Source organism: Burkholderia sp. THE68, from assembly GCF_009938265.1.
In the GTDB taxonomy this organism is placed as follows: Bacteria; Pseudomonadota; Gammaproteobacteria; order Burkholderiales; family Burkholderiaceae; genus Caballeronia.
The window spans coordinates 443,904-461,535 of sequence record NZ_AP022319.1 but is presented as its reverse complement, the minus strand read 5'-3'; the positions used below and the strand labels follow the sequence as shown (position 1 = coordinate 461,535).

General features: G+C 64.2%; 19 protein-coding genes. 9 read left to right on the top strand and 10 right to left on the bottom strand.

The features are described from left to right. Positions 1–24 precede the first annotated feature (24 nt). A complete protein-coding gene (locus BTHE68_RS30845) occupies positions 25–720 on the bottom strand; it encodes an SAM-dependent methyltransferase (protein WP_162070092.1) in 696 nt (231 codons plus the stop codon). Positions 721–905: 185 nt separating this feature from the next. Here BTHE68_RS30845 and BTHE68_RS30840 point away from each other — a divergent pair, with 185 nt between their 5' ends. After that, positions 906–1,919 (top strand): prohibitin family protein, encoded by a 1,014-nt coding sequence (locus BTHE68_RS30840; RefSeq protein WP_232078284.1) that lies wholly within the window; start codon positions 906–908, stop codon positions 1,917–1,919. A 22-nt stretch (positions 1,920–1,941) separates the two neighbouring features. Further along, positions 1,942–2,145, top strand: coding sequence for a hypothetical protein (locus tag BTHE68_RS30835; RefSeq protein ID WP_162070090.1), 204 nt, complete (start codon positions 1,942–1,944; stop codon positions 2,143–2,145). On the opposite strand, the gene BTHE68_RS30830 is transcribed toward BTHE68_RS30835, so the two are convergent. Next, positions 2,142–2,735 carry a TMEM175 family protein gene (locus BTHE68_RS30830; protein ID WP_162070089.1) on the bottom strand — a complete coding sequence of 198 codons (594 nt, stop codon included), beginning with the start codon at positions 2,733–2,735 and terminating at the stop codon, positions 2,142–2,144. The genes BTHE68_RS30835 and BTHE68_RS30830 overlap by 4 nt on opposite strands. 116 nt (positions 2,736–2,851) lie before the next feature. Here BTHE68_RS30830 and BTHE68_RS30825 point away from each other — a divergent pair, with 116 nt between their 5' ends. From BTHE68_RS30825 to BTHE68_RS30805, 5 genes are all read left to right on the top strand, one after another. After that, positions 2,852–3,460: a VC0807 family protein gene (locus BTHE68_RS30825; protein ID WP_162070088.1), complete on the top strand. Its 609-nt coding sequence runs from the start codon at positions 2,852–2,854 to the stop codon at positions 3,458–3,460. A gap of 63 nt (positions 3,461–3,523) precedes the next feature. Continuing rightward, entirely contained in the window at positions 3,524–4,243 is a 720-nt protein-coding gene (locus BTHE68_RS30820) for a FadR/GntR family transcriptional regulator (RefSeq protein WP_162070087.1), read from the top strand. Between the two features lie 104 nt (positions 4,244–4,347). Then, positions 4,348–5,115: an SDR family oxidoreductase gene (locus tag BTHE68_RS30815; protein ID WP_162070086.1), complete on the top strand. Its 768-nt coding sequence runs from the start codon at positions 4,348–4,350 to the stop codon at positions 5,113–5,115. Between the two features lie 13 nt (positions 5,116–5,128). After that, a complete protein-coding gene (locus BTHE68_RS30810; protein ID WP_162070085.1) occupies positions 5,129–6,448 on the top strand; it encodes an MFS transporter in 1,320 nt (439 codons plus the stop codon). Between the two features lie 4 nt (positions 6,449–6,452). Next, the gene (locus tag BTHE68_RS30805; protein WP_162070084.1) at positions 6,453–7,700 is read left to right on the top strand and encodes an enolase C-terminal domain-like protein; all 1,248 of its coding nucleotides are present in this window, start codon (positions 6,453–6,455) and stop codon (positions 7,698–7,700) included. Here BTHE68_RS30805 and BTHE68_RS30800 read toward each other — a convergent pair. The 8 genes from BTHE68_RS30800 to BTHE68_RS30765 all read right to left on the bottom strand — a co-directional run bounded on the left by BTHE68_RS30800 (position 7,653) and on the right by BTHE68_RS30765 (position 15,427). After that, on the bottom strand, positions 7,653–8,612 hold the full coding sequence (locus tag BTHE68_RS30800; protein WP_162070083.1) for a vWA domain-containing protein: 960 nt from the start codon (positions 8,610–8,612) through the stop codon (positions 7,653–7,655). The two genes, BTHE68_RS30805 and BTHE68_RS30800, sit on opposite strands and share 48 nt — an antisense overlap. Next, positions 8,609–9,154: an MxaL protein gene (locus tag BTHE68_RS30795; protein WP_162070082.1), complete on the bottom strand. Its 546-nt coding sequence runs from the start codon at positions 9,152–9,154 to the stop codon at positions 8,609–8,611. The genes BTHE68_RS30800 and BTHE68_RS30795 overlap by 4 nt, the downstream gene beginning before the upstream one ends. Next, complete coding sequence (locus tag BTHE68_RS30790) at positions 9,151–10,131, bottom strand: vWA domain-containing protein (protein ID WP_162070081.1); 981 nt, start codon at positions 10,129–10,131, stop codon at positions 9,151–9,153. The genes BTHE68_RS30795 and BTHE68_RS30790 overlap by 4 nt, the downstream gene beginning before the upstream one ends. A gap of 5 nt (positions 10,132–10,136) precedes the next feature. Further along, positions 10,137–10,997 (bottom strand): hypothetical protein, encoded by an 861-nt coding sequence (locus BTHE68_RS30785; RefSeq protein WP_162070080.1) that lies wholly within the window; start codon positions 10,995–10,997, stop codon positions 10,137–10,139. Next, on the bottom strand, positions 10,994–11,857 hold the full coding sequence (locus BTHE68_RS30780) for a DUF58 domain-containing protein (RefSeq protein WP_162070079.1): 864 nt from the start codon (positions 11,855–11,857) through the stop codon (positions 10,994–10,996). The genes BTHE68_RS30785 and BTHE68_RS30780 overlap by 4 nt, the downstream gene beginning before the upstream one ends. 3 nt (positions 11,858–11,860) lie before the next feature. Further along, positions 11,861–12,880, bottom strand: a complete 1,020-nt coding sequence (locus tag BTHE68_RS30775) for an AAA family ATPase (RefSeq protein WP_162070078.1) — start codon at positions 12,878–12,880, stop codon at positions 11,861–11,863. A 156-nt stretch (positions 12,881–13,036) separates the two neighbouring features. Then, positions 13,037–14,266 carry a M24 family metallopeptidase gene (locus tag BTHE68_RS30770; protein ID WP_162070077.1) on the bottom strand — a complete coding sequence of 410 codons (1,230 nt, stop codon included), beginning with the start codon at positions 14,264–14,266 and terminating at the stop codon, positions 13,037–13,039. Between the two features lie 30 nt (positions 14,267–14,296). Next, positions 14,297–15,427 carry an FAD-binding oxidoreductase gene (locus BTHE68_RS30765; RefSeq protein WP_162070076.1) on the bottom strand — a complete coding sequence of 377 codons (1,131 nt, stop codon included), beginning with the start codon at positions 15,425–15,427 and terminating at the stop codon, positions 14,297–14,299. Here BTHE68_RS30765 and BTHE68_RS30760 point away from each other — a divergent pair. Both BTHE68_RS30760 and BTHE68_RS37205 read left to right on the top strand, forming a co-directional pair. Then, a complete protein-coding gene (locus BTHE68_RS30760; RefSeq protein ID WP_162070075.1) occupies positions 15,402–15,800 on the top strand; it encodes a hypothetical protein in 399 nt (132 codons plus the stop codon). The two genes, BTHE68_RS30765 and BTHE68_RS30760, sit on opposite strands and share 26 nt — an antisense overlap. Before the next feature lie 115 nt (positions 15,801–15,915). Continuing rightward, on the top strand, positions 15,916–17,406 hold the full coding sequence (locus BTHE68_RS37205; protein ID WP_162070074.1) for a hypothetical protein: 1,491 nt from the start codon (positions 15,916–15,918) through the stop codon (positions 17,404–17,406). Positions 17,407–17,632: the final 226 nt, after the last annotated feature.

Below are 17,632 nucleotides of genomic sequence, written 5' to 3'. Positions count from 1 at the left end.
TCTGAAGGAGTTCGGACGCTCGTTTCAATGCTCGAGTCGCTGGAAGACCCGAAGCTCGTGCCCATAGATCAGGCGGGGAATGAACTCATCATGCACGAGAGCGAGCTGGTGATCGCGCGCCCAGGCTTCCACAGCGCCTTCGGGGACCTGCTCCACCCACTCGCGCGTAAATACGTAATCGTCGATGTTATGAGCGAGGCGTCGCCCGCCCGGGCGCGCCGTCATGTCCTTGTAGAGAAAGATGCCGCCTGGCCTGACACGATGGACGGCGGCTGCAAATACATCGCGCCTGTCCGGCGGCGGAACGTGATGCAGGACATCGATCATCGCGACGATATCGAACGGCCCTTCGGGCGCGTGGGCGACGGACCGGATATGTTCGAACGTCAGCATGTCCTGCGCGCCGAGCCGCTGCGCGGCGGCGCGCGCCGATTCCAGCGGCGGCGCCATGACGTCGCAACCCACGCCGCGCCGGATCTTCTTTGTCGCGGCGAGCACCGCGAGCAGGGAGCCCGCGCCGCAGCCGACGTCGAGCACATCGGCGCCGTCGCGGACGAATTGCAGCAGCTTGTCGTAAGGGCAGACATACGGGCGAATCGCGCTCAGCCATCGCAATGGCGTGGGCGTGTCGCAATAGGCCGCGTAGAAGAAACGCCGCAATTGCGCGGGCGTTGCCGAGGCGTCTATGGAGGGGATGGAAGCAGATGCGGGAGCGAGCATTTCTATCCGGGGGTGTCGTCCGATCTTGCGCTCGATGTTACTATGCAAACACTTCTTGCGCCGCCAATTTATCCGAATTCTTCGTTCTCCGCACGAGTTGATGCCAGATGAGCACAGCGGATCCAGTCGATGACGATGCTTCCGAACCTCAAAAGCATCGCGTAGTCAGGCACGTCCGGTATCGGATGAGCCGCAGCGAAAAGTTCATTGCGGTGTCGCTGATCGTCGGCGTCATCGTGCTCGCGCTGATTCCCTTTGTGTTCATCATCATTCCGGCGGGGCACGTCGGCGTGCTGTATCGCTTGCTCAGACACGGTACCGAGACGAACTTCGTCTATCACGAAGGGCTCAACGTCAAGTGGCCGTTTGATCGGATCTATACCTACGAAGTCAGGACCAAGACGCTCGACGAAAGCGTCCATGCGCTCGCCCGGGACGGACTCAGTGTCCAGGTCGAGATTTCGGTTCTGTATCGCCCGGTGCCGGATAACGCGGGAAAGCTGCATCAGGAAGTCGGCTATGATTATGTCGACCGCGTGGTGCGGCCGATTTCGCTCGGCGCCGTGCGCGATATCATCGGCAAGAGCGATCCGCATGATCTGTATCGCATCAACGTCGAAGAACTGGAAGGCCGCATACTCGAAAAGATGCACGGGTCGCCGGCTGCGGCAGGGCTCATTTTCTTCGAGCGCGTTGTCGTGCGCGATCTCGATCTGCCGACAACCGTGAATGACTCGATCAACCGAAAGCTCACGGAAGAGCAGAATGCGCAGGCCTATCAGTTCCTGATCGCGCAGGCGAAAGATGAAGCGGAGCGCAAGAGGATCGAAGCTATCGGCATTCAGACTTTCTATTCCATCGTCGCCAATTCGCTGACGCCTCAATTGCTGACATGGCGAGGCATCGAAGCGACCGTGCAGTTGTCCAATTCCAGTAACTCGAAGATCGTCGTCGTGGGCGGCGGGAAGGATCAGCTCCCGTTGATTCTCGGGAGCGATATTGCCAAACAGCCGGATCTGCCTGCGCCCAAGCCGGTGGACCCGCAGTCGCATCAGCTTCCGCAATGGCATGAGCTTCCGAAGCTTTTCCCCAACGCGGGCGATGGAAGTTCGGGTGCTGAAAACAGTGGCGGCAGCACGGGTTCAGGCAATGACAGGAATCTTTCTCAGGCCGCCAGCCCCGGCGTGAAGAAACCTTGATTCGATTTCGGGAGGCGCCATCATGATCGTCATTCCAACCTTCGTTTATGTCGTGCTTTGCCTGCTCGTCGCTTATCGTGGCCGGCGCACGCATATCGGTTATCTCGGCAGCTTTCTTCTGAGCCTGTTCCTTACGCCGGTTATCGTGTTCGTGGGATTGCTGCTGCTGACGCCATCGCCGGAGAATGTCGAGATTGTCTATCGCGGGGATAAGCAGAAGGTTTAGCGTGCTGGACGATTGCGCAGGAACGGATCAGGACGGCAATACAGAATAAGAAAGGAAGCGAGCAATCCGAGCCGAAAGAGCGGCGGCATGATCACGACCAAAGCGGATATGAAGAATACCGTCAGCATGATCCACGCCCTGAACCACTGCCACCTTCGGGGATAAACGTCAGCTCTGTTCTCTCGATGATGGGAATAGCTTTCCCACATCAGGACCATATAGGTGCCCTGCACCAGAAGAAACACGAGCGCATAGAGCGTGAGCGGAAAGGTGGCCATTTCGCTTTCAGCGAGCCAGGCCGTGGTAAATGGAATGAAAGATATCGCGAACAGGTTGGCGAAATTGGCCAGTGCCAACGTGCCGGTCAGATGCTGAGCGTGCCGGAGCACAGCGTGATGGTTCAACCAGACCACGGCGACAAATGCATAACTCACCGCATAGCTGACGAGATCCGGCCATAGGCTCAGCAACGCGCGCAAATCGTGACCCGTCGGCGGTTTGAATGCCAGCACCATGACGGTGATGATGACGGCAAAGATTCCGTCGGAGAGCGCATAAAAGCGCGCCAGTCGGTCTTCGGCTTTGATCATGATGTCAGTGGCTTTATCACGGACCTTCACCATATTATTCGACAGGCGTCAGGTCTGCGCGAAACCGGTCCGACGCTGCGACGATTCACGGTGACAACCGCCACGGAGCCGTTTCAGTGCGCTACGCGCTTGCGTTCCTCGTCAATGTGATCCTGCCTTGGGTCGCTTATCGACTCGCACTGCCGAGTCTCGGCACAGAAGGCGCGCTCCTGGCTTCAGCCGTGCCGCTGTGTATCTGGGTTTGCGTCGACCTTGCCCGTTTTTCTCATTTCGATGCCCTGAGCGCGATCGTACTGGCCGGCATTCTGATCTCCACCTGCGTGCTTGCGCTGAAACCCGCGAACTGGCTTCTGCAATCGCGTGCGCCACTGGTTAGCGGCACCATCGGCGTGTTGTTTCTGCTTTCGCTCCTGTTACGCCGGCCGCTCGTGTTTTACCTGGCGCGCTCGACGCTCTCGCGTGAGCGTCAGGGCCGCGAACGCGAATTCGACGCGATGTGGCAAAACCGCCCGCAACTCGTGCGATCGATTCGGCTGATGACGGCCGTCTGGGGCATCGGCCTTGTGAGCGAGAACGCCTTGCGACTGTGGGTGGTCAACTCGATCGACGTCGAACACGCCGGACGTGATTCGAACTGGATCGGATACGCCTGCTACGGCGGACTGACGGTCTGGACGATGCTCTATCGCCGCATGTATCTGCGCAGACAGCAGGGTCAACCCTGATTGTTCCGATGCGCCGTGCTCTGATACCTTCAACATCATACGTATGATCTAGAAGGAAATCCGATGCCAACCTTGCACCGGCAAGTGCTGAACCAGATGGGCGAGCAGATCTGCGCGGGTAAATTCGCGCCGGGCGAGATTCTGCCCGCCGAAGACGAACTCGCAGAACTGATGCAGGTAAGCCGCATCACGATTCGCGAGACGATGAAGTCGCTGTCTGCGAAGGGCATGCTCCAGGTGAGACGCCGTCACGGCACGATCGTGCTGCCGCGCTCGAGCTGGCAGTTGTTCGATCCCGACGTCATCACATGGCGCGCGCGCGCCGGCACGGTCGACGCCGATCTCATCCGCGACCTGATGGAATTGCGCACGATCATCGAGCCGAACGCCGCCAAGCTCGCGGCAAAGCGCGCGACACCGGAAGACCGCGTCGCGGTGCGTCGCGCGTTCAGGGCAATGGAGCGCGCCGTCGCGGGGCAGGGCGAATACGTGCCCGCGGATCTCGCGTTTCACGGCGCGATCCTCACCGCATGCCACAACCAGTTCGTTCAGCAGATGCAAAACGCGCTCTCCGCGATCCTGCGCACGAGCTTCGAGTTGAGCTCGGAGATCGAGGGCGGCCCCGCGCGCTCGCTGCCGATGCACGAAGCGTTGTGCATCGCCATCGAGCAAGGCGATGCGCCCGCTGCCGAGCAGGCCGTGCTCACGCTGATCGAACGCGCGGAAAAGGACTTCGACGATCGCGCGATGCTCAATCGCACCGCAAACGACAAGCCTCTGTAGCAGCGCGTCTCCGATACGCAATTGAAGGACCGCAGCCTCGAAAAGAGGTCGCGCGGGCGCGCTCGCGTCCGCGTTTTTGAATGTATCTGATCAGGGAAACACGCATGAACAAGTTGTTCGATCTCAATGGCCGCACGGCGCTCGTCACGGGCTCGGCGCGCGGCATCGGCTACGCACTCGTGGAAGGGCTCGCGGCGGCGGGTGCGCGCGTCATCGTCAACGGCACGAAGGCCGATACCGTCGACGTCGCGGTGAGCCGCCTGCAGGCGCAAGGCTTCGATGCGCGCGGCCGGGCCTTCGACGTGACCGATGAATCGTCCGTCGCCGCCGCCTTCGCGGCATGGGACGCGGAGGGCATCGAAGTGGACATCGTCGTGAACAACGCGGGCATCCAGTTCCGCAAGCCGATGATCGAACTCGCGCTTGCCGACTGGCAACGCGTGATCGATACCAATCTGACGAGCGCGTTCATCGTCGCGAAGGAGGCGGCGCGGCGCATGATCGAGCGCAAGCGCGGCGGCAAGATCATCAACATCGGCTCGCTGACGAGCGAGGGCGCGCGCGCCACCGTCGCGCCTTACACGGCCGCGAAGGGCGGCATCAAGATGCTCACGCGCGCGATGAGCGCCGAATGGGCGCCGTTCGACATTCAGGCGAACGCGATCGGCCCCGGCTACATCCTCACCGACATGAATCAGGCGCTCGTCGATAACGCGAGCTTCGACGCATGGGTGAAGAGCAGCAACCCGTCGCAACGCTGGGGCAAGCCCGAAGAACTCGTCGGCACGGCGGTGTATCTAGCGTCGCCCGCATCGAGCTATGTGAACGGACAGATCATTTACGTCGATGGCGGCTGGCTCGCCGTCCTTTGACATCGGAGATATTATGGATAGCTTAAAGACGATAGCGCCGCAAAGATGGTGGCATCTCATGCCGATCATCTTCATCACGTACAGCCTCGCTTATCTGGATCGCGCGAACTACGGCTTCGCGGCGGCGGCGGGCATCGACAAGGACCTGGGCATCACGCCCGCGACTTCATCGCTGATCGGCTCGCTGTTCTTCCTCGGCTACTGCCTGTTTCAGGTGCCCGGCGCGATCTACGCGCAGAAGAACAGCGTCAAGAAACTGATCTTCGCGAGCCTGATCCTGTGGGGCGTGTGCGCCGCCGCAACCGGCATGGTCAGCAACATTCCGATGCTGATGACGCTGCGTTTCGTGCTCGGCATCGTCGAGGCGGCGGTGATGCCGTCGATGCTCATGTACATCAGCCGATGGTTCACGCGCACCGAACGCTCGCGCGCCAACACGTTCCTGATTCTCGGCAATCCGGTGACGGTGCTGTGGATGTCGATCGTGTCCGGCTATCTCGTGCGCAACTTCGGCTGGCGCGAGATGTTCGTGATCGAAGGCGTGCCTGCGGTTTTGTGGGCCATCGTGTGGTGGTTCACGGTAAAGGATCGTCCGGCCGACGCGCCGTGGATGAGCGACAAGGAGAAAGCCGATTTCGACGCGATCCTCAAGTCCGAGCAGGCGCATATCGCGCCGGTGCGCGACTACAAGGCGGCGTTCCGTTCGTCGATCGTGCTCAAATGCTGCGCGATTCACGCGTTGTGGAGCATCGGCGTGTACGGTTTCATCATGTGGCTGCCTTCGATTCTGAAGTCGGCATCGAAGACGATCGATATCGTATCGGTCGGCTGGCTCTCCGCCGTGCCGTATCTCGCGGCCATCGTGCTGATGCTGATCGCGTCGTATCTGTCGGACAAGACGCGCAATCGCAAGCTCTTCGTGTGGCCCCTGCTGTTGGTCGGCATGATCGCGTTCGTCGGGTCCTATCTCGTCGGAAGCTCGAATTTCTGGCTGTCGTTCGGGTTGCTCGTGATCGCGGGCGCGACGATGTATGCGCCGTACGGACCGTTCTTCGCGCTCGTGCCCGAACTGATTCCGAGCAACGTGCTGGGCGGCGCGATCGGTCTGATCAACGCATGTGGCGCGCTCGGCGCGTTCCTCGGTGCGTGGCTCGTCGGGTATCTGAATGGCGCGACGGGAAGTCCTTCGGCATCCTACGTGTTCATGGCTGCGGCGTTGCTCGCGGCGGTCGTCCTCATGATGCTGGTGCCCGCGCAGTCGGGCCAGCGCTCGACACCCAGGGGAGGCGCGGGCACGAAGTCCGATGCCGTGTCTTCCGCTCTCGTGGATTAACGCAATGGCAACGCTCATCACCGACGTCAAGGTCATTCTGACCGCGCCGGAAGGCATCAATCTCATTGTCGTCAGGGTCGAGACGAATCAGCCCGGTTTGTATGGGCTCGGCTGCGCGACGTTCGCTTACCGTCATCTCGCGGTCAAGTGTCTGATCGAGGAATACTTGCGGCCTTTGCTCATCGGACGCGATGCCGAAGCGATCGAAGAGCTGTGGCAGCTGATGCATCAGAACGCGTACTGGCGCAATGGTCCGATCGAAAACAACGCCATTTCAGGCGTCGATATGGCGTTGTGGGATATCAAGGGCAAGCAGGCGAACATGCCGCTGTATCAGTTGTTCGGCGGCAAGGTGCGCGAAGGCGTGCCGATCTATCGTCATGCCGATGGCCGCGATCTGAACGAACTGTGCGAGAACATCCAGCGCTATCGTGAGCAGGGCATCACGCATATCCGCTGTCAGAGCGGCGGTTATGGCGGCGGCGCGTTCGGCCGCGCGCCGTCCCATGCGCCCGAAGGCGCGGCGGACGGTATCTATCTCGACAGCCGCAAGTACATCCGCGAAACGCTCAAACTGTTCGATGGCATCCGCAGCAAGATCGGCTTCGATGTCGCGTTGTGTCATGACGTGCACGAGCGCCTCAAGCCCATCGAAGCGATTCGTTTTGCGCGCGAACTCGAACCCTACGAACTGTTCTTTCTCGAAGATGCGATCGCGCTCGAAGAGGGCGAGTGGATGCGCCAGTTGCGCGAGAAGACCACGACACCGCTGGCGCAGGGCGAGCTCTTCAACAATCCGTACGAGTGGCGTTTTCTGATCACGGAACGTCTGATCGATTTCATCCGCGTGCATCTGAGTCAGATCGGCGGCATCACGGCGGGACGCAAGCTGCAGATTTTCGCGGAGCAGTTCGGCGTACGCACGGCGTGGCATGGTCCGGGCGATATGTCGCCGCTCGCGCATGCGGCGAACATTCATATCGATCTCGCGTCGCGTAATTTCGGCGTGCAGGAATGGTCGGGCACGGAGCCGCCGAACTTCGTCATCCAGGAGCTCAAAGGACCGCGCGAGGCGTTGCTCGATGTGTTCCCCGGGCTGCCGCAGTTTCGCAACGGTTTCGTCTACGCGAACGACAGGCCGGGGCTGGGCGTCGATCTCGACGAGACCGAAGCGGCGAAGTATCCGTGCGAGCGCGACGTCACGCTATGGACGCAAACGCGTTTGATGGACGGCGGGCTGCAAACGCCTTGAGCGTATGCGGGCGGGCGCCGGCAGGAAGCGCCACACGAGCAGCGCGAGAGCAAGCGCTGCAGGCGCCCAGTTCAGACTGGTTGGCACGCGGTCGCGATGCGCGTAACGCTCGTCCATCATCGCTGCGATCAAGTCTTGCGGCGCGCGCAATCGGCGATAGTCGAAGGCAACTTGCTGCGCGATCGACGACAGATACCGCTCACGCAACTCGGACAGTTCCTCGTGGCTTTCAACGCCCGCACTCGCGCGCGATTGCGGCGGCACCTGAATCACGTCATCCGCGCGCCAGTAGCCGATGCGCTTGCCGTCCCGGTCGGTGCGCGGAATCGGCGCTGGCTGATCGCCGCCGACGCCGATCAGCCAGCCCTTCACCTGGCCGCGCGGGATATCAGTCACGCGCTGATCGCCGGGCAGGACCGGCGGCGCTTCCTGCCCGTCCGTGAAGAACAGAATGCTCGCATCATGTCCTATGCTTGTCGCCGTGCGCACGGCCGCATAAACGCCGCCTTCGGCCACGCGGCTCCAGTTGGTCCAGCGCATGTCGCCGCCGATACTGTCCAGCGAAGCGAGCAGCGCATCGAAATTGGCGCAGACCTCGATCGGCGGAACGAGCAGCAACGTGCTCTGTCCCGTGAAGATGCTCCAGCCAATCTTCGATCCGCACGGCAAACGCTCCAGACCTTCCCGCATGGCCGCGCGCGCGAAGTCGAGCCTGCTGACCGGCGTGCTTCCGGTGCCGACATCCTCGACATCCATGCTTTGCGTGATGTCGAACGTGACGATGTAGCTGTACACGTTGCGCTGAAACATCACATCGGGCATCCAGACCGCGGCGGCAAGCAGGGGCACGGCCGCGACGATGGCCCAGTTTCGCCGTTTCAGAAACGCGACCGTCGCAGCGATGGCGCTCATGGCAGATCATCGCTTTGCGCGCCGCGCAGTTTCACCGTCGAGCGCTTCTTGACTTCCGCGTCCTCCTGATCGCCGGGCGTTTCGGGTGCGAGCCACAGCGCGCGTTCGAGGTTGTAGCGCGCGTCCCAGTCGTCGGGCATCAACCGCAGCGCCGCGCGATAGCGCTCCTTGGCTTGCTCGAGCAGCGGCAGCGAACGGATCGGACCCGCGCCGTCCACACCGGCCGCTTCGCGCAGATGCATGTTGCCGAGATCGAACAGCGCTGCGGCTTGTATCGCGTGATCGTCGGGCTGCGTGACGAGCGCATCGAAGAGCCGTTGCGCCTCGTTCGGCCGTCCCGCTTTCGCGAGCGACACCGCGCGCGCGAGCCGCACTTCGAGCGCGTCGTCACGCTGCTGTGTGGCAGGGCCATTGGCCGTGACTGCGTTCAGCGCCGCCGCGACGGCTTGCGCGTGCCGCAGCATCGCCCAGTCGTAAGCGGCCATCGCGGCGAAGCAGAGCGCTGCTGCGCCGAATGCGAGGTGAACGGCGCCGCGCCTCATGACCAGCTCCGTACCTGAACGAGCCGCAGCGCCAGCAGCGCCGCGCACGCGAAGAGCGCGAGTGCGAAGCACAGCGTGCTGCAATCCTGCCGTGGCAGGCGCTCCTCGAATGTCACGACCGCGCTGTGCTGCCGGTCGATGTCCGACATCGCCGTGGCCATCGCTGCCGCGTCTTCCGCCTGATACAGCCGGTAGGGCGATGAAAGCCCCTGAAAATAGCGATGCAGTTCCGCTTCCTCGGACTGATCGTCGGCGAGAGCGGGCTTCGTGAGATCGGGACTGTAGACGCCGCTTCGCAGATAGACGAAGTACAGCGCGACACCATTGCGCGCCAGGCCGCCGCTGATGGCGGCGCGCGCGTCTGCATCGAGATGCGCGCCGCCGTCGGAGACCAGTACGATGGCGCGGCGGCCGGCGTAGCTGTGTCCATCGAACTGACGGATTGCGGCGATCAGGCCGCGGTCGAGGCGCGTGTCCGGCGTGCCGCGGCCGATCGCCGTGCCCGACAGCGCCGCGTCGATTATCCGGTGATTCGCCGTGAACGGCACGGCGAGAACGGGGCTGATGCCGAACATCATGAAGGCGAGCCGGTCGTCCGGCCGCCCGGCAACGAAGCGTTCGAGCGCATGGCGTGCCACAGCGTTCTTCGTTTGACCGCGCGGCTCGGCGACGGGCGTCTTCGACATCACGCCATCCATGCTCGCGCTGCGGTCCATCAGAATCAGGATCTCGGAGGCGGTGCCGGTGCGCATGACCTGCACATGCGAGCGCCCCGGACCCGCCAGACCGAAGACGATGGCGAGCAGCGCCAGCATCGCGCACAGGCGTCGCCCATGTTCGATCGCCGCGCCGATGGCATCGCGCGGCAGCCAGTCGATCGACGAATAAGAGAATGCCTCCGCTGGCCTCGGCAGCAAGGGTAGAAGCGCGAGCGGCAGCATGAGCAGGAGCCAGGGCCGGAGGAAATCGACAGGCATGACCGTCAGCGCCTCTTCTCGGCCTGATACAGCGCTCGCGCGAACTCGCGCAGGGCGAACGGCGTCGGTGCGCCATCGCGATTGAAGAAGCGCTGCTGCGAGCTTGCATAGAACGCTTCGACGCGCGACCGGAGCGCTTCGAGATACGGCGCGCGCGCGAGCAGCGCGTGCAGCGACGTGGCGTGAACGACCTGACCGGCGGCTTCGTCGAGCGCGCGATGCAGATGGAGCCATGCTCGGTCGCTGGCGTCGATGTCGTGGGTATCGAGCGTGCGAATCGCCTGCCATGCGCGGGCGAAGGGCAGCCGTCTCGCGTCCTCGCGCCTGCGCCACGATGCCCACGCGGCCCAGCCTGCCAGCGTGACGAAGAGGAGCGCGAGCATCATCAGCATGCGGCGACGCGGTTCCACTTGATCCGGCGGCGCGACGATGCGGTCCGGCCTCAGCGGCTGAAGATCGCCCGCGCGGAATGACGCGCGCGGCGTCAGGGGCGCGACGCTGATCGGCCACGCGGCCACATGCAGCGTTGCGCCGTTGGCCGCCGCGAGTTCGAATGCGGGCAGTTCGGCTTGCGTGAGCGTCTGCGCGGCGTTGACGATCTGATAGTCGATGACCATCCACGAGCGGCCCTGCGCATCCTTCTCGATGCGCGGCGCGCGGCGTTCGAGCCACACGCCGACGCGTCCCGCCGATGGCATCGGCAGGTCGCCATCGATGGGAAGGAGCACGCGTTGTGTCAGCACATCGCCGAGAACGTGGCCGAATGCGCGCGGTTGCTCGACGATGGCATCCTGCGCGTGGCAAGGGCCATTCAGCGCGACAATCATCGCGACGATGGCCATACGCACGGCCCGGCCGCGTCTCATGCGGCGCTTTCCAGAAAGTGGCGGGACAGCGCTTCGGCATCGAACGCGCCTTCGACGAAGAACGGATGCGCGCCGCGCCTGCCAAGCGCCGCTTTCAGTTCGACGCGGCGCCTCGCGACATTCTCGCGCCACTGTTCGACCATGCGCGGCCGCAGCCAGAGCGTCCGCTTGCCGCCGGTTTCCATGTCGCGCACCGGCAGGAACCGGCCCGCGTCCGGCGGCTCGATTTCGGCCTTGTCCCAGATCACGATAGGCACGACGCGGGCGCTGACGAGGCGGTCCAGCGCCGCGTCGAGGCGCGTAAGCGGCCAATGAAAATCCGATACCAGAAAGACCAGCCCGCGACGGCCCGCAAGACGGTCGAGCGTGCGCGCAAGACCCGCGTCGCCATTTGCCGTGTGGGGTGACGGTACGCAATGGCGCAACAGCGCCGCCATTTCGTCGCCGGCGGCGCGGCCGTGCCGGGGCGGCACGAAAAGGTCCTCGCGCGCTTCGTGATCGAACCCGAGCATGCCGACCTGATCGCCGGCCCGGAATGCGCTATAGCCAAGCGCCTCGACGAAATCGGCGGCGAGATCGAGCTTCGTGCGGTCCGTGCCGAAGCGCATCGACGCGGACACGTCGACGATCACCTGTACCGGCACCGCGACGCGCTGCAGATGCAGGCGCACGAGCCACTGCTGCGGCACCGAGCGCTGGCTCGCGCGCAGATCCAGCCTGCGGGGATCGGGATGATCGAACAGGCGCGCGTGCATGGCGAATTCCTGTCCCGCGCCGAAGCTCGTCCCCGGATGCGAACCGGGCCTGAAGCCGCGCGCGCGTCCCGGCAGTCGATAGTGGAATTCGACCGGATCTTTCATGATTCAAGGCACCGCGATCTTCTGCACCATCGTCGCGATGAGTGCTTCGGCGATCTCGTGCCGGCGCATTTCATACACCGGCGTGAAGAACACGCGATGACCGAGCGCGGGTAAAAGCACGGCGTGCACGTCTTCGGGCAGCGCGTGCAGACGGCCATCGAGCCAGGCGTTCGCGCGCACCGCGCGCACCAGTGCGCTCATGCCGCGAGGGCTCGCGCCCGCGAGAATCAGCCGTTCCATGTCGACGCCATCGATCTCGATGCCGAAGCGCTGCGGCGTCTCCGTCGCCTGCCAGATGTCGAGCACGTATTTCTCGATGCTCGGGCTGAGGCTCACGCCGCGCTGGATCGCCGCGCCGATGTCGTTCAGGCGCGCGGCATCGATCACGGCGGCGGGGACGGCCTGCATGAGCGCGTCGGCATCGTGGAAAACCGGGTCGAACACGAGCGCGCGGCGCACGTCGGCGCTCGAAGGCGTCGGCATGTTGAGTTCGAACAGGAAGCGGTCGCGCGCGGCGGAGGCCAGTTCGAAGGTCTCGTCCTTCTCGACCTTGTTGCGGTCAGCGAACACGGTGAGATGCGGAAAGCGATAGTCGCGGCCGAACGCGGACACGGTGCGCTCGGCCATCGCGCGCAGCAGCAGCGACTGCACCTGCGGCCGCGAACGGTTGATTTCGTTGAAGAAGAAGGTGGTGAGTTGTTCACCGTGGCGCAGCAGCGGACCGGGATCGATGCGCGGCTTGCCGTCCGCATCGACGAAGGTGTGATAGATCAGATCGCCGGGCATCAGGTCGATGGTGCCTTCGATGCGCTCGAAATCGCCGCCCGTCGCCCGCGCGAATGCGCGCAGCAAGGTCGTCTTGCCTACGCCCACGCCGCCTTCGAGCAGGACGTGTCCGCGCGCATACAGAGCGACGTTGATCAGGTGGATCGTATCCTTCTGACCGACGACGGCATGCGCGACAGCGGCTTCCATCTTCAGGGCGTCGCCGCGCCAGTCCTGCAGTTCGCTTTCCGATGCCATGGTTATCGTGACGAGGCGAGCGTGAATGACCGGATGCGTGATCCGGGCGCTGCCGTGCGTCGAATGCATAAGACGTGCCGACTCGACATGTCGGGTCGGCACGCGGATACGCGGGGCACAGTGTCATCGCGTGAGACATACTGTGGCAGGACTGGCTCACAGCCAGTCGGTCTCGAAGCCGCACGCCGTGAGCGAGACGCAACCTTGCTCGGTAAGCACGACCTGCTGTTCGAGCTTGACGCCCTGCGTGCCGCCCTCAGCGCCGATATAGCTTTCGACGCACACCGTCATGCCCGCTTCGAACCGTCCGTCATAGCCCGAGCTGTCCCAATCGACCTGATGCGCGATCGAGGGATATTCATCGACCATGCCGATGCCATGCGCGAGGCAGCAGTAGCGGTTCCTGATGAACGGCTCCGGAATCTTCCACGCCTTCTCGGAGAACTCGCGGAACGTCATGCCGGGCCGCAGGAGCTCCATGTTGTTGTGAACCTGCGCATAGGCATATTCATAAAGTTTGCGCTGCTCGTCCGATGGCCGGCCGTCGCCCACCCGCCAGGTGCGCGAGATATCGGAGCAATAGCCGTGCGGTCCGACCATGTCGGTGTCGAACGCGAGGAGATCGCCGTCGTTCAGCACGCGCGATGAGCATTCATGCATCCACGGATTCGTCCGGTCTCCGGAAGCGAGCAGCCGCGTTTCGATCCACTCTCCGCCATGCCGGATATTTTCGAAGTGAAGATGGGCCCAGAGTTCGTTCTCGGTTATTCCCGGGCGCAACTCGCGTCGCATTCGCGCGATGCCTGTCTCGGCGGTTCGCAACGACTCGCCGATCAGGACCAGCTCGCCGGGAGACTTGATCAGCCGCGCCGTTTCCATCAAGGCCTGACCGTCCAGCAACGTGATGCCTTGCTTCTCGAGACACGCGCTGCCGAACGGGTCGAGCCGATCGACCGCCAGACGCTGGTCGCCCGGAGCGTGCTTTCGAAATACGTCGATGATCTCGGCGGCCCATGCCTCCGCGCGCCGTTCGGCTTTATGTCCCGCGTTGAAGAAGGTCCAGCTCAGGGCGTGCCGCAACTCGACATCGAGATTCAATCCGTCCCAGACATGCTCGCTGCTATGAAACTCCCAGGCGACGATGCGGCCATCGGCGAACACCATGATGTATCGCGCCGGATTGCGTCCCGCCCAGACCTGCATGTTCGATGTGTCGGTTGCATATCGAATGTTGACGGGGTCGTACAGCAGGATCGCCGGGACGTCGTGCGCGCGCAATTGCGCCTGCACTCGCCCGAGCCTGTATGCGCGGACGTCGCGCAATAGCGCTTCCTTTCCGCCTTGTTCAACCGTGCTCTTCGCTTCGGACAGGCGGTCGCCGGCCATGCTGTCGCTCCTGGAGAGTTCGAAGATGCGTCAGAGTTCGAGGACCAGATCGGAAGTCGGCCGGCTGCAGCAGAGCAGCCGGAATCCTTTCTGGACTTCTCTGTCGCGAATGCCGCCGTTGTGCTTCATATCGACCGTGCCTTCGATCAGCCGTGTCTTGCACGTGCCGCAGACGCCCTGGCTGCATGATGATGGTATCGAGACACCGGCCTTTCTCGCCGCTGAGAGCACCGTTTCAGCGGGGCCCATGCTGAAGCTTCTCGACGAGCGCGAGAGCTTAACGGTGAACGTCTCCTGCGTAGCGGTCGCGGTTTCGTGAGCGGGCTCCGGCGCGACACCGGCGGTGATGTCGAAGCTCTCCTGGTGATAGCGCGCCGGGTCGTGTCCGCCTTCGCGCAGCAGCGCGCGCACGGCGTTCATGTATCCGGCCGGACCACATGTGAAGACTTCGCGCTCGGCATAGTCGGGCACCCACTCGGACAGCAATTGAAGACTGAGCCGGCCGGTTGGTCCTGTCCAGTCTTCTTCATCGCCGGTTCCCTCGCAGACGAAGTAGGTGCGAAGGCGCGGAGACGACTCGGCGAGTCGCCGCAGTTCCTTCCTGAAAACGATATCGGCCGGCGTTCGCGCGCTATGAACGAAGACGACGTCACGATCCAGCCCGAGGTCGATGCTCGCGCGCGTCATCGACATCAATGGGGTCACGCCCGAACCCGCCGACAAATAAAGCGACTTCGCGGAACCGGCGGCCGTCGCTGTGAACGTGCCGGAAGGGCCGTAGGCGCGCAGCAGGCTTGCGGGCTTCATGTGGTCGTGCAGCCAGTTCGACATGACGCCGCCGGGCACGCGCTTGACGGTGATCGACAGCAGGTAAGGCCGCGTCGGCGGCGATGAGATCGTGTAGCAGCGCTCCACCGATTGTCCGTGTACGCTCGCCGACATAGTCATGAACTGACCGGGCTCGAAGCGCACCGGCGCGCCATCTCCGACACGGAATTCGAAAGTTCTCACGTCGTGGGTTTCGTCGACCACGCGACAACACGTCAGGGTTCGTTGCTCGCCACTCGGCCAGAGCCTGCCGCCACTTTCCCACGTGCCGGGGTCCGAAAATCGTTCGTCCGTCTCTGGCGCGGGAGTGAAAATTCTTTCTACCGAGTTCATGGCCTCAAGTCTGTTGAAACGTCTGCTCGACGTGCGTGTGCGGATGGTGGTGGCTTCGCGAAAGCTTCCTTCGGTTTGGGAGCTGCTCGATTGCTTGCGCTTGGGGCCGAGTATTGGTTTGCGCAAAAACACCGTCAATGCGCTTTATTTTCCCGGCGCCATTACTTTAGGTTATGCGAGCGGCGCAGCGTTGCCTGCGGGGGAGGTGAAGCTTGCTGATGTGGGCGTGATTTGGAGCCGGGCGTACGCGCGCGTCACGATTGTTCCCGTGATTGGCGTGCGCGTGGATGATCTCTGGTCGAGTGGAGAATGCAAAAAGAAAAACCGATGCCTGGTCAAGGGCATCGGTTCTTCACTTGCGCTGATCGGTTGATCAGTAATGCGATGGTTGTGCTGCCGCTCGATCAGCGGCCACGGCCGCCGCCGCCGCCGTTGCCACCACCGCCACCGCCACCGCCGTTGCCGCCGCCACCGTGGCCGCCGCCACCATGGCCGCCACCGCCGTGACCGCCGCCCGAGCCGCCGCCATTGCCGTTGCCGCCACCGTTGCCACCGCCGTTGCCGCCACCGTTGCCACCGCCGTTGCCGCCGCCGTTGCCACCGCCGTTGCCGTTGCCGCCGCCACCGCCGTGTCCGCCGCCGCCATGACCGCCGCCGCCATTTCCGTTGCCGCCACCGCCACCGCCACCGCCACCGCCACCGCCACCGCCGCCGTTGCCGCCGCCATTGCCGCCGCCATTACCACCACCGCTGCCATGACCGCCGCCGCCGTTGCCGCCGCCGTTACCCCCGCCGTTGCCGCCACCGCCACCATGACCGCCGCCGCCGTTGCCACCACCAGCGCCGCCGTTGCCGCCGCCGCCACCATGGCCGCCGCCGCCGTTGCCGCCGCCAGCACCACCGTTTCCGCCGCCGTTACCGCCGCCAGCACCACCGTTTCCGCCGCCGTTACCGCCGCCGCCACCGTGGCCGCCGCCGCCGTTGCCGCCACCACCATGACCGCCCCCGCCGTTACCGCCGCCGTTACCGCCGCCATTGCCGCCGCCGTTGCCGCCACCACCATGACCGCCCCCGCCGTTACCGCCGCCATTTCCGCCGCCGTTACCGCCGCCATTGCCGCCGCCGTTACCGCCGCCATTGCCGCCGCCGTTGCCGCCGCCGTTACCGCCGCCGTTACCGCCGCCGTTGCCGCCGCCGTTGCCGCCGCCGTTGCCGCCGCCATTACCGCCGCCGTTGCCGTGACCGCCACCGGAGCCGCTGCCGCCATTGCCATGACCACTACCGTGACCACCGCCATCACCGCCGTTGCCATTTCCACTGGCGTGACCGCCGTCGCCGTGACCACCATCGCCATGACCACCATCGCCATGACCACCATCGCCATGACCACCATCGCCATGACCGGCAGCACCGTGGCCGTGACCGCCGTCACCATCGCCGTGACCCTGGCCATGGCCATCGCCATGTCCGTTGCCATCGCCGTGGCCGTCACCGTGGCCATCGCCGTGACCTTGTCCGTGGCCGTCACCGTGCCCGTTGCCATCGCCGTGGCCGTCGCCATGGCCATCGCCGTGACCTTGTCCGTGGCCGTCGCCGTGCCCGTCGCCATCGCCGTGGCCGTGACCATGGCCATCGCCATGTCCGTCGCCATCGCCGTGACCTTGTCCGTGGCCGTCGCCGTGCCCGTCGCCATCGCCGTGGCCGTGACCATCGCCATGTCCGTCACCATCGCCATGTCCGTCACCATCGCCGTGGCCGTGACCATGTCCGTCGCCATGTCCGTCGCCATCGCCGTGACCATGGCCATCGCCGTGACCGTGACCATGGCCATCGCCGTGACCGTCGCCATCGCCATCGCCGTGGCCGTGACCATGGCCGTCGCCGTGTCCATCCCCGTCGCCGTGTCCATCCCCGTCGCCATGACCATGGCCGTGGTGCCCATGACCACCCGTATCTCCGCCGGAATCTCCTCCGCCTGAATCGCCTCCGCCCGAATCACCGCCACCACCCGTGTTTCCGCCTCCGGTCGATCCCGAGCCGTTGCCGGGAGCGCCCGACGATCCGTTGCCCGTGCCTCCCGTGCCGCCCGCGCCGGCCGTAGCGCCCGGTCCGGAGCCGGTCGAGCCCTGACCGGCGCCCGAACCGCTCGTGCCGCTCGATCCGCTCGTGCCCCCGCCCGCGCTTGCTCCAGTCGATCCGGTCGAT

Excerpts from the sequence above, each read along its gene's own strand:
- BTHE68_RS30845 (WP_162070092.1), bottom strand. The coding sequence starts at position 720 with ATGCTCGCTCCCGCATCTGCTTCCATCCCCTCCATAGACGCCTCGGCA.
- BTHE68_RS30840 (WP_232078284.1), top strand. The coding sequence starts at position 906 with ATGAGCCGCAGCGAAAAGTTCATTGCGGTGTCGCTGATCGTCGGCGTC.
- BTHE68_RS30835 (WP_162070090.1), top strand. The coding sequence starts at position 1,942 with ATGATCGTCATTCCAACCTTCGTTTATGTCGTGCTTTGCCTGCTCGTC.
- BTHE68_RS30830 (WP_162070089.1), bottom strand. The coding sequence starts at position 2,735 with ATGATCAAAGCCGAAGACCGACTGGCGCGCTTTTATGCGCTCTCCGAC.
- BTHE68_RS30820 (WP_162070087.1), top strand. The coding sequence starts at position 3,524 with ATGCCAACCTTGCACCGGCAAGTGCTGAACCAGATGGGCGAGCAGATC.
- BTHE68_RS30815 (WP_162070086.1), top strand. The coding sequence starts at position 4,348 with ATGAACAAGTTGTTCGATCTCAATGGCCGCACGGCGCTCGTCACGGGC.
- BTHE68_RS30810 (WP_162070085.1), top strand. The coding sequence starts at position 5,129 with ATGGATAGCTTAAAGACGATAGCGCCGCAAAGATGGTGGCATCTCATG.
- BTHE68_RS30805 (WP_162070084.1), top strand. The coding sequence starts at position 6,453 with ATGGCAACGCTCATCACCGACGTCAAGGTCATTCTGACCGCGCCGGAA.
- BTHE68_RS30800 (WP_162070083.1), bottom strand. The coding sequence starts at position 8,612 with ATGAGCGCCATCGCTGCGACGGTCGCGTTTCTGAAACGGCGAAACTGG.
- BTHE68_RS30795 (WP_162070082.1), bottom strand. The coding sequence starts at position 9,154 with ATGAGGCGCGGCGCCGTTCACCTCGCATTCGGCGCAGCAGCGCTCTGC.
- BTHE68_RS30790 (WP_162070081.1), bottom strand. The coding sequence starts at position 10,131 with ATGCCTGTCGATTTCCTCCGGCCCTGGCTCCTGCTCATGCTGCCGCTC.
- BTHE68_RS30785 (WP_162070080.1), bottom strand. The coding sequence starts at position 10,997 with ATGAGACGCGGCCGGGCCGTGCGTATGGCCATCGTCGCGATGATTGTC.
- BTHE68_RS30780 (WP_162070079.1), bottom strand. The coding sequence starts at position 11,857 with ATGAAAGATCCGGTCGAATTCCACTATCGACTGCCGGGACGCGCGCGC.
- BTHE68_RS30775 (WP_162070078.1), bottom strand. The coding sequence starts at position 12,880 with ATGGCATCGGAAAGCGAACTGCAGGACTGGCGCGGCGACGCCCTGAAG.
- BTHE68_RS30770 (WP_162070077.1), bottom strand. The coding sequence starts at position 14,266 with ATGGCCGGCGACCGCCTGTCCGAAGCGAAGAGCACGGTTGAACAAGGC.
- BTHE68_RS30765 (WP_162070076.1), bottom strand. The coding sequence starts at position 15,427 with ATGAACTCGGTAGAAAGAATTTTCACTCCCGCGCCAGAGACGGACGAA.
- BTHE68_RS37205 (WP_162070074.1), top strand. The coding sequence starts at position 15,916 with ATGGCCGCCACCGCCGTGACCGCCGCCCGAGCCGCCGCCATTGCCGTT.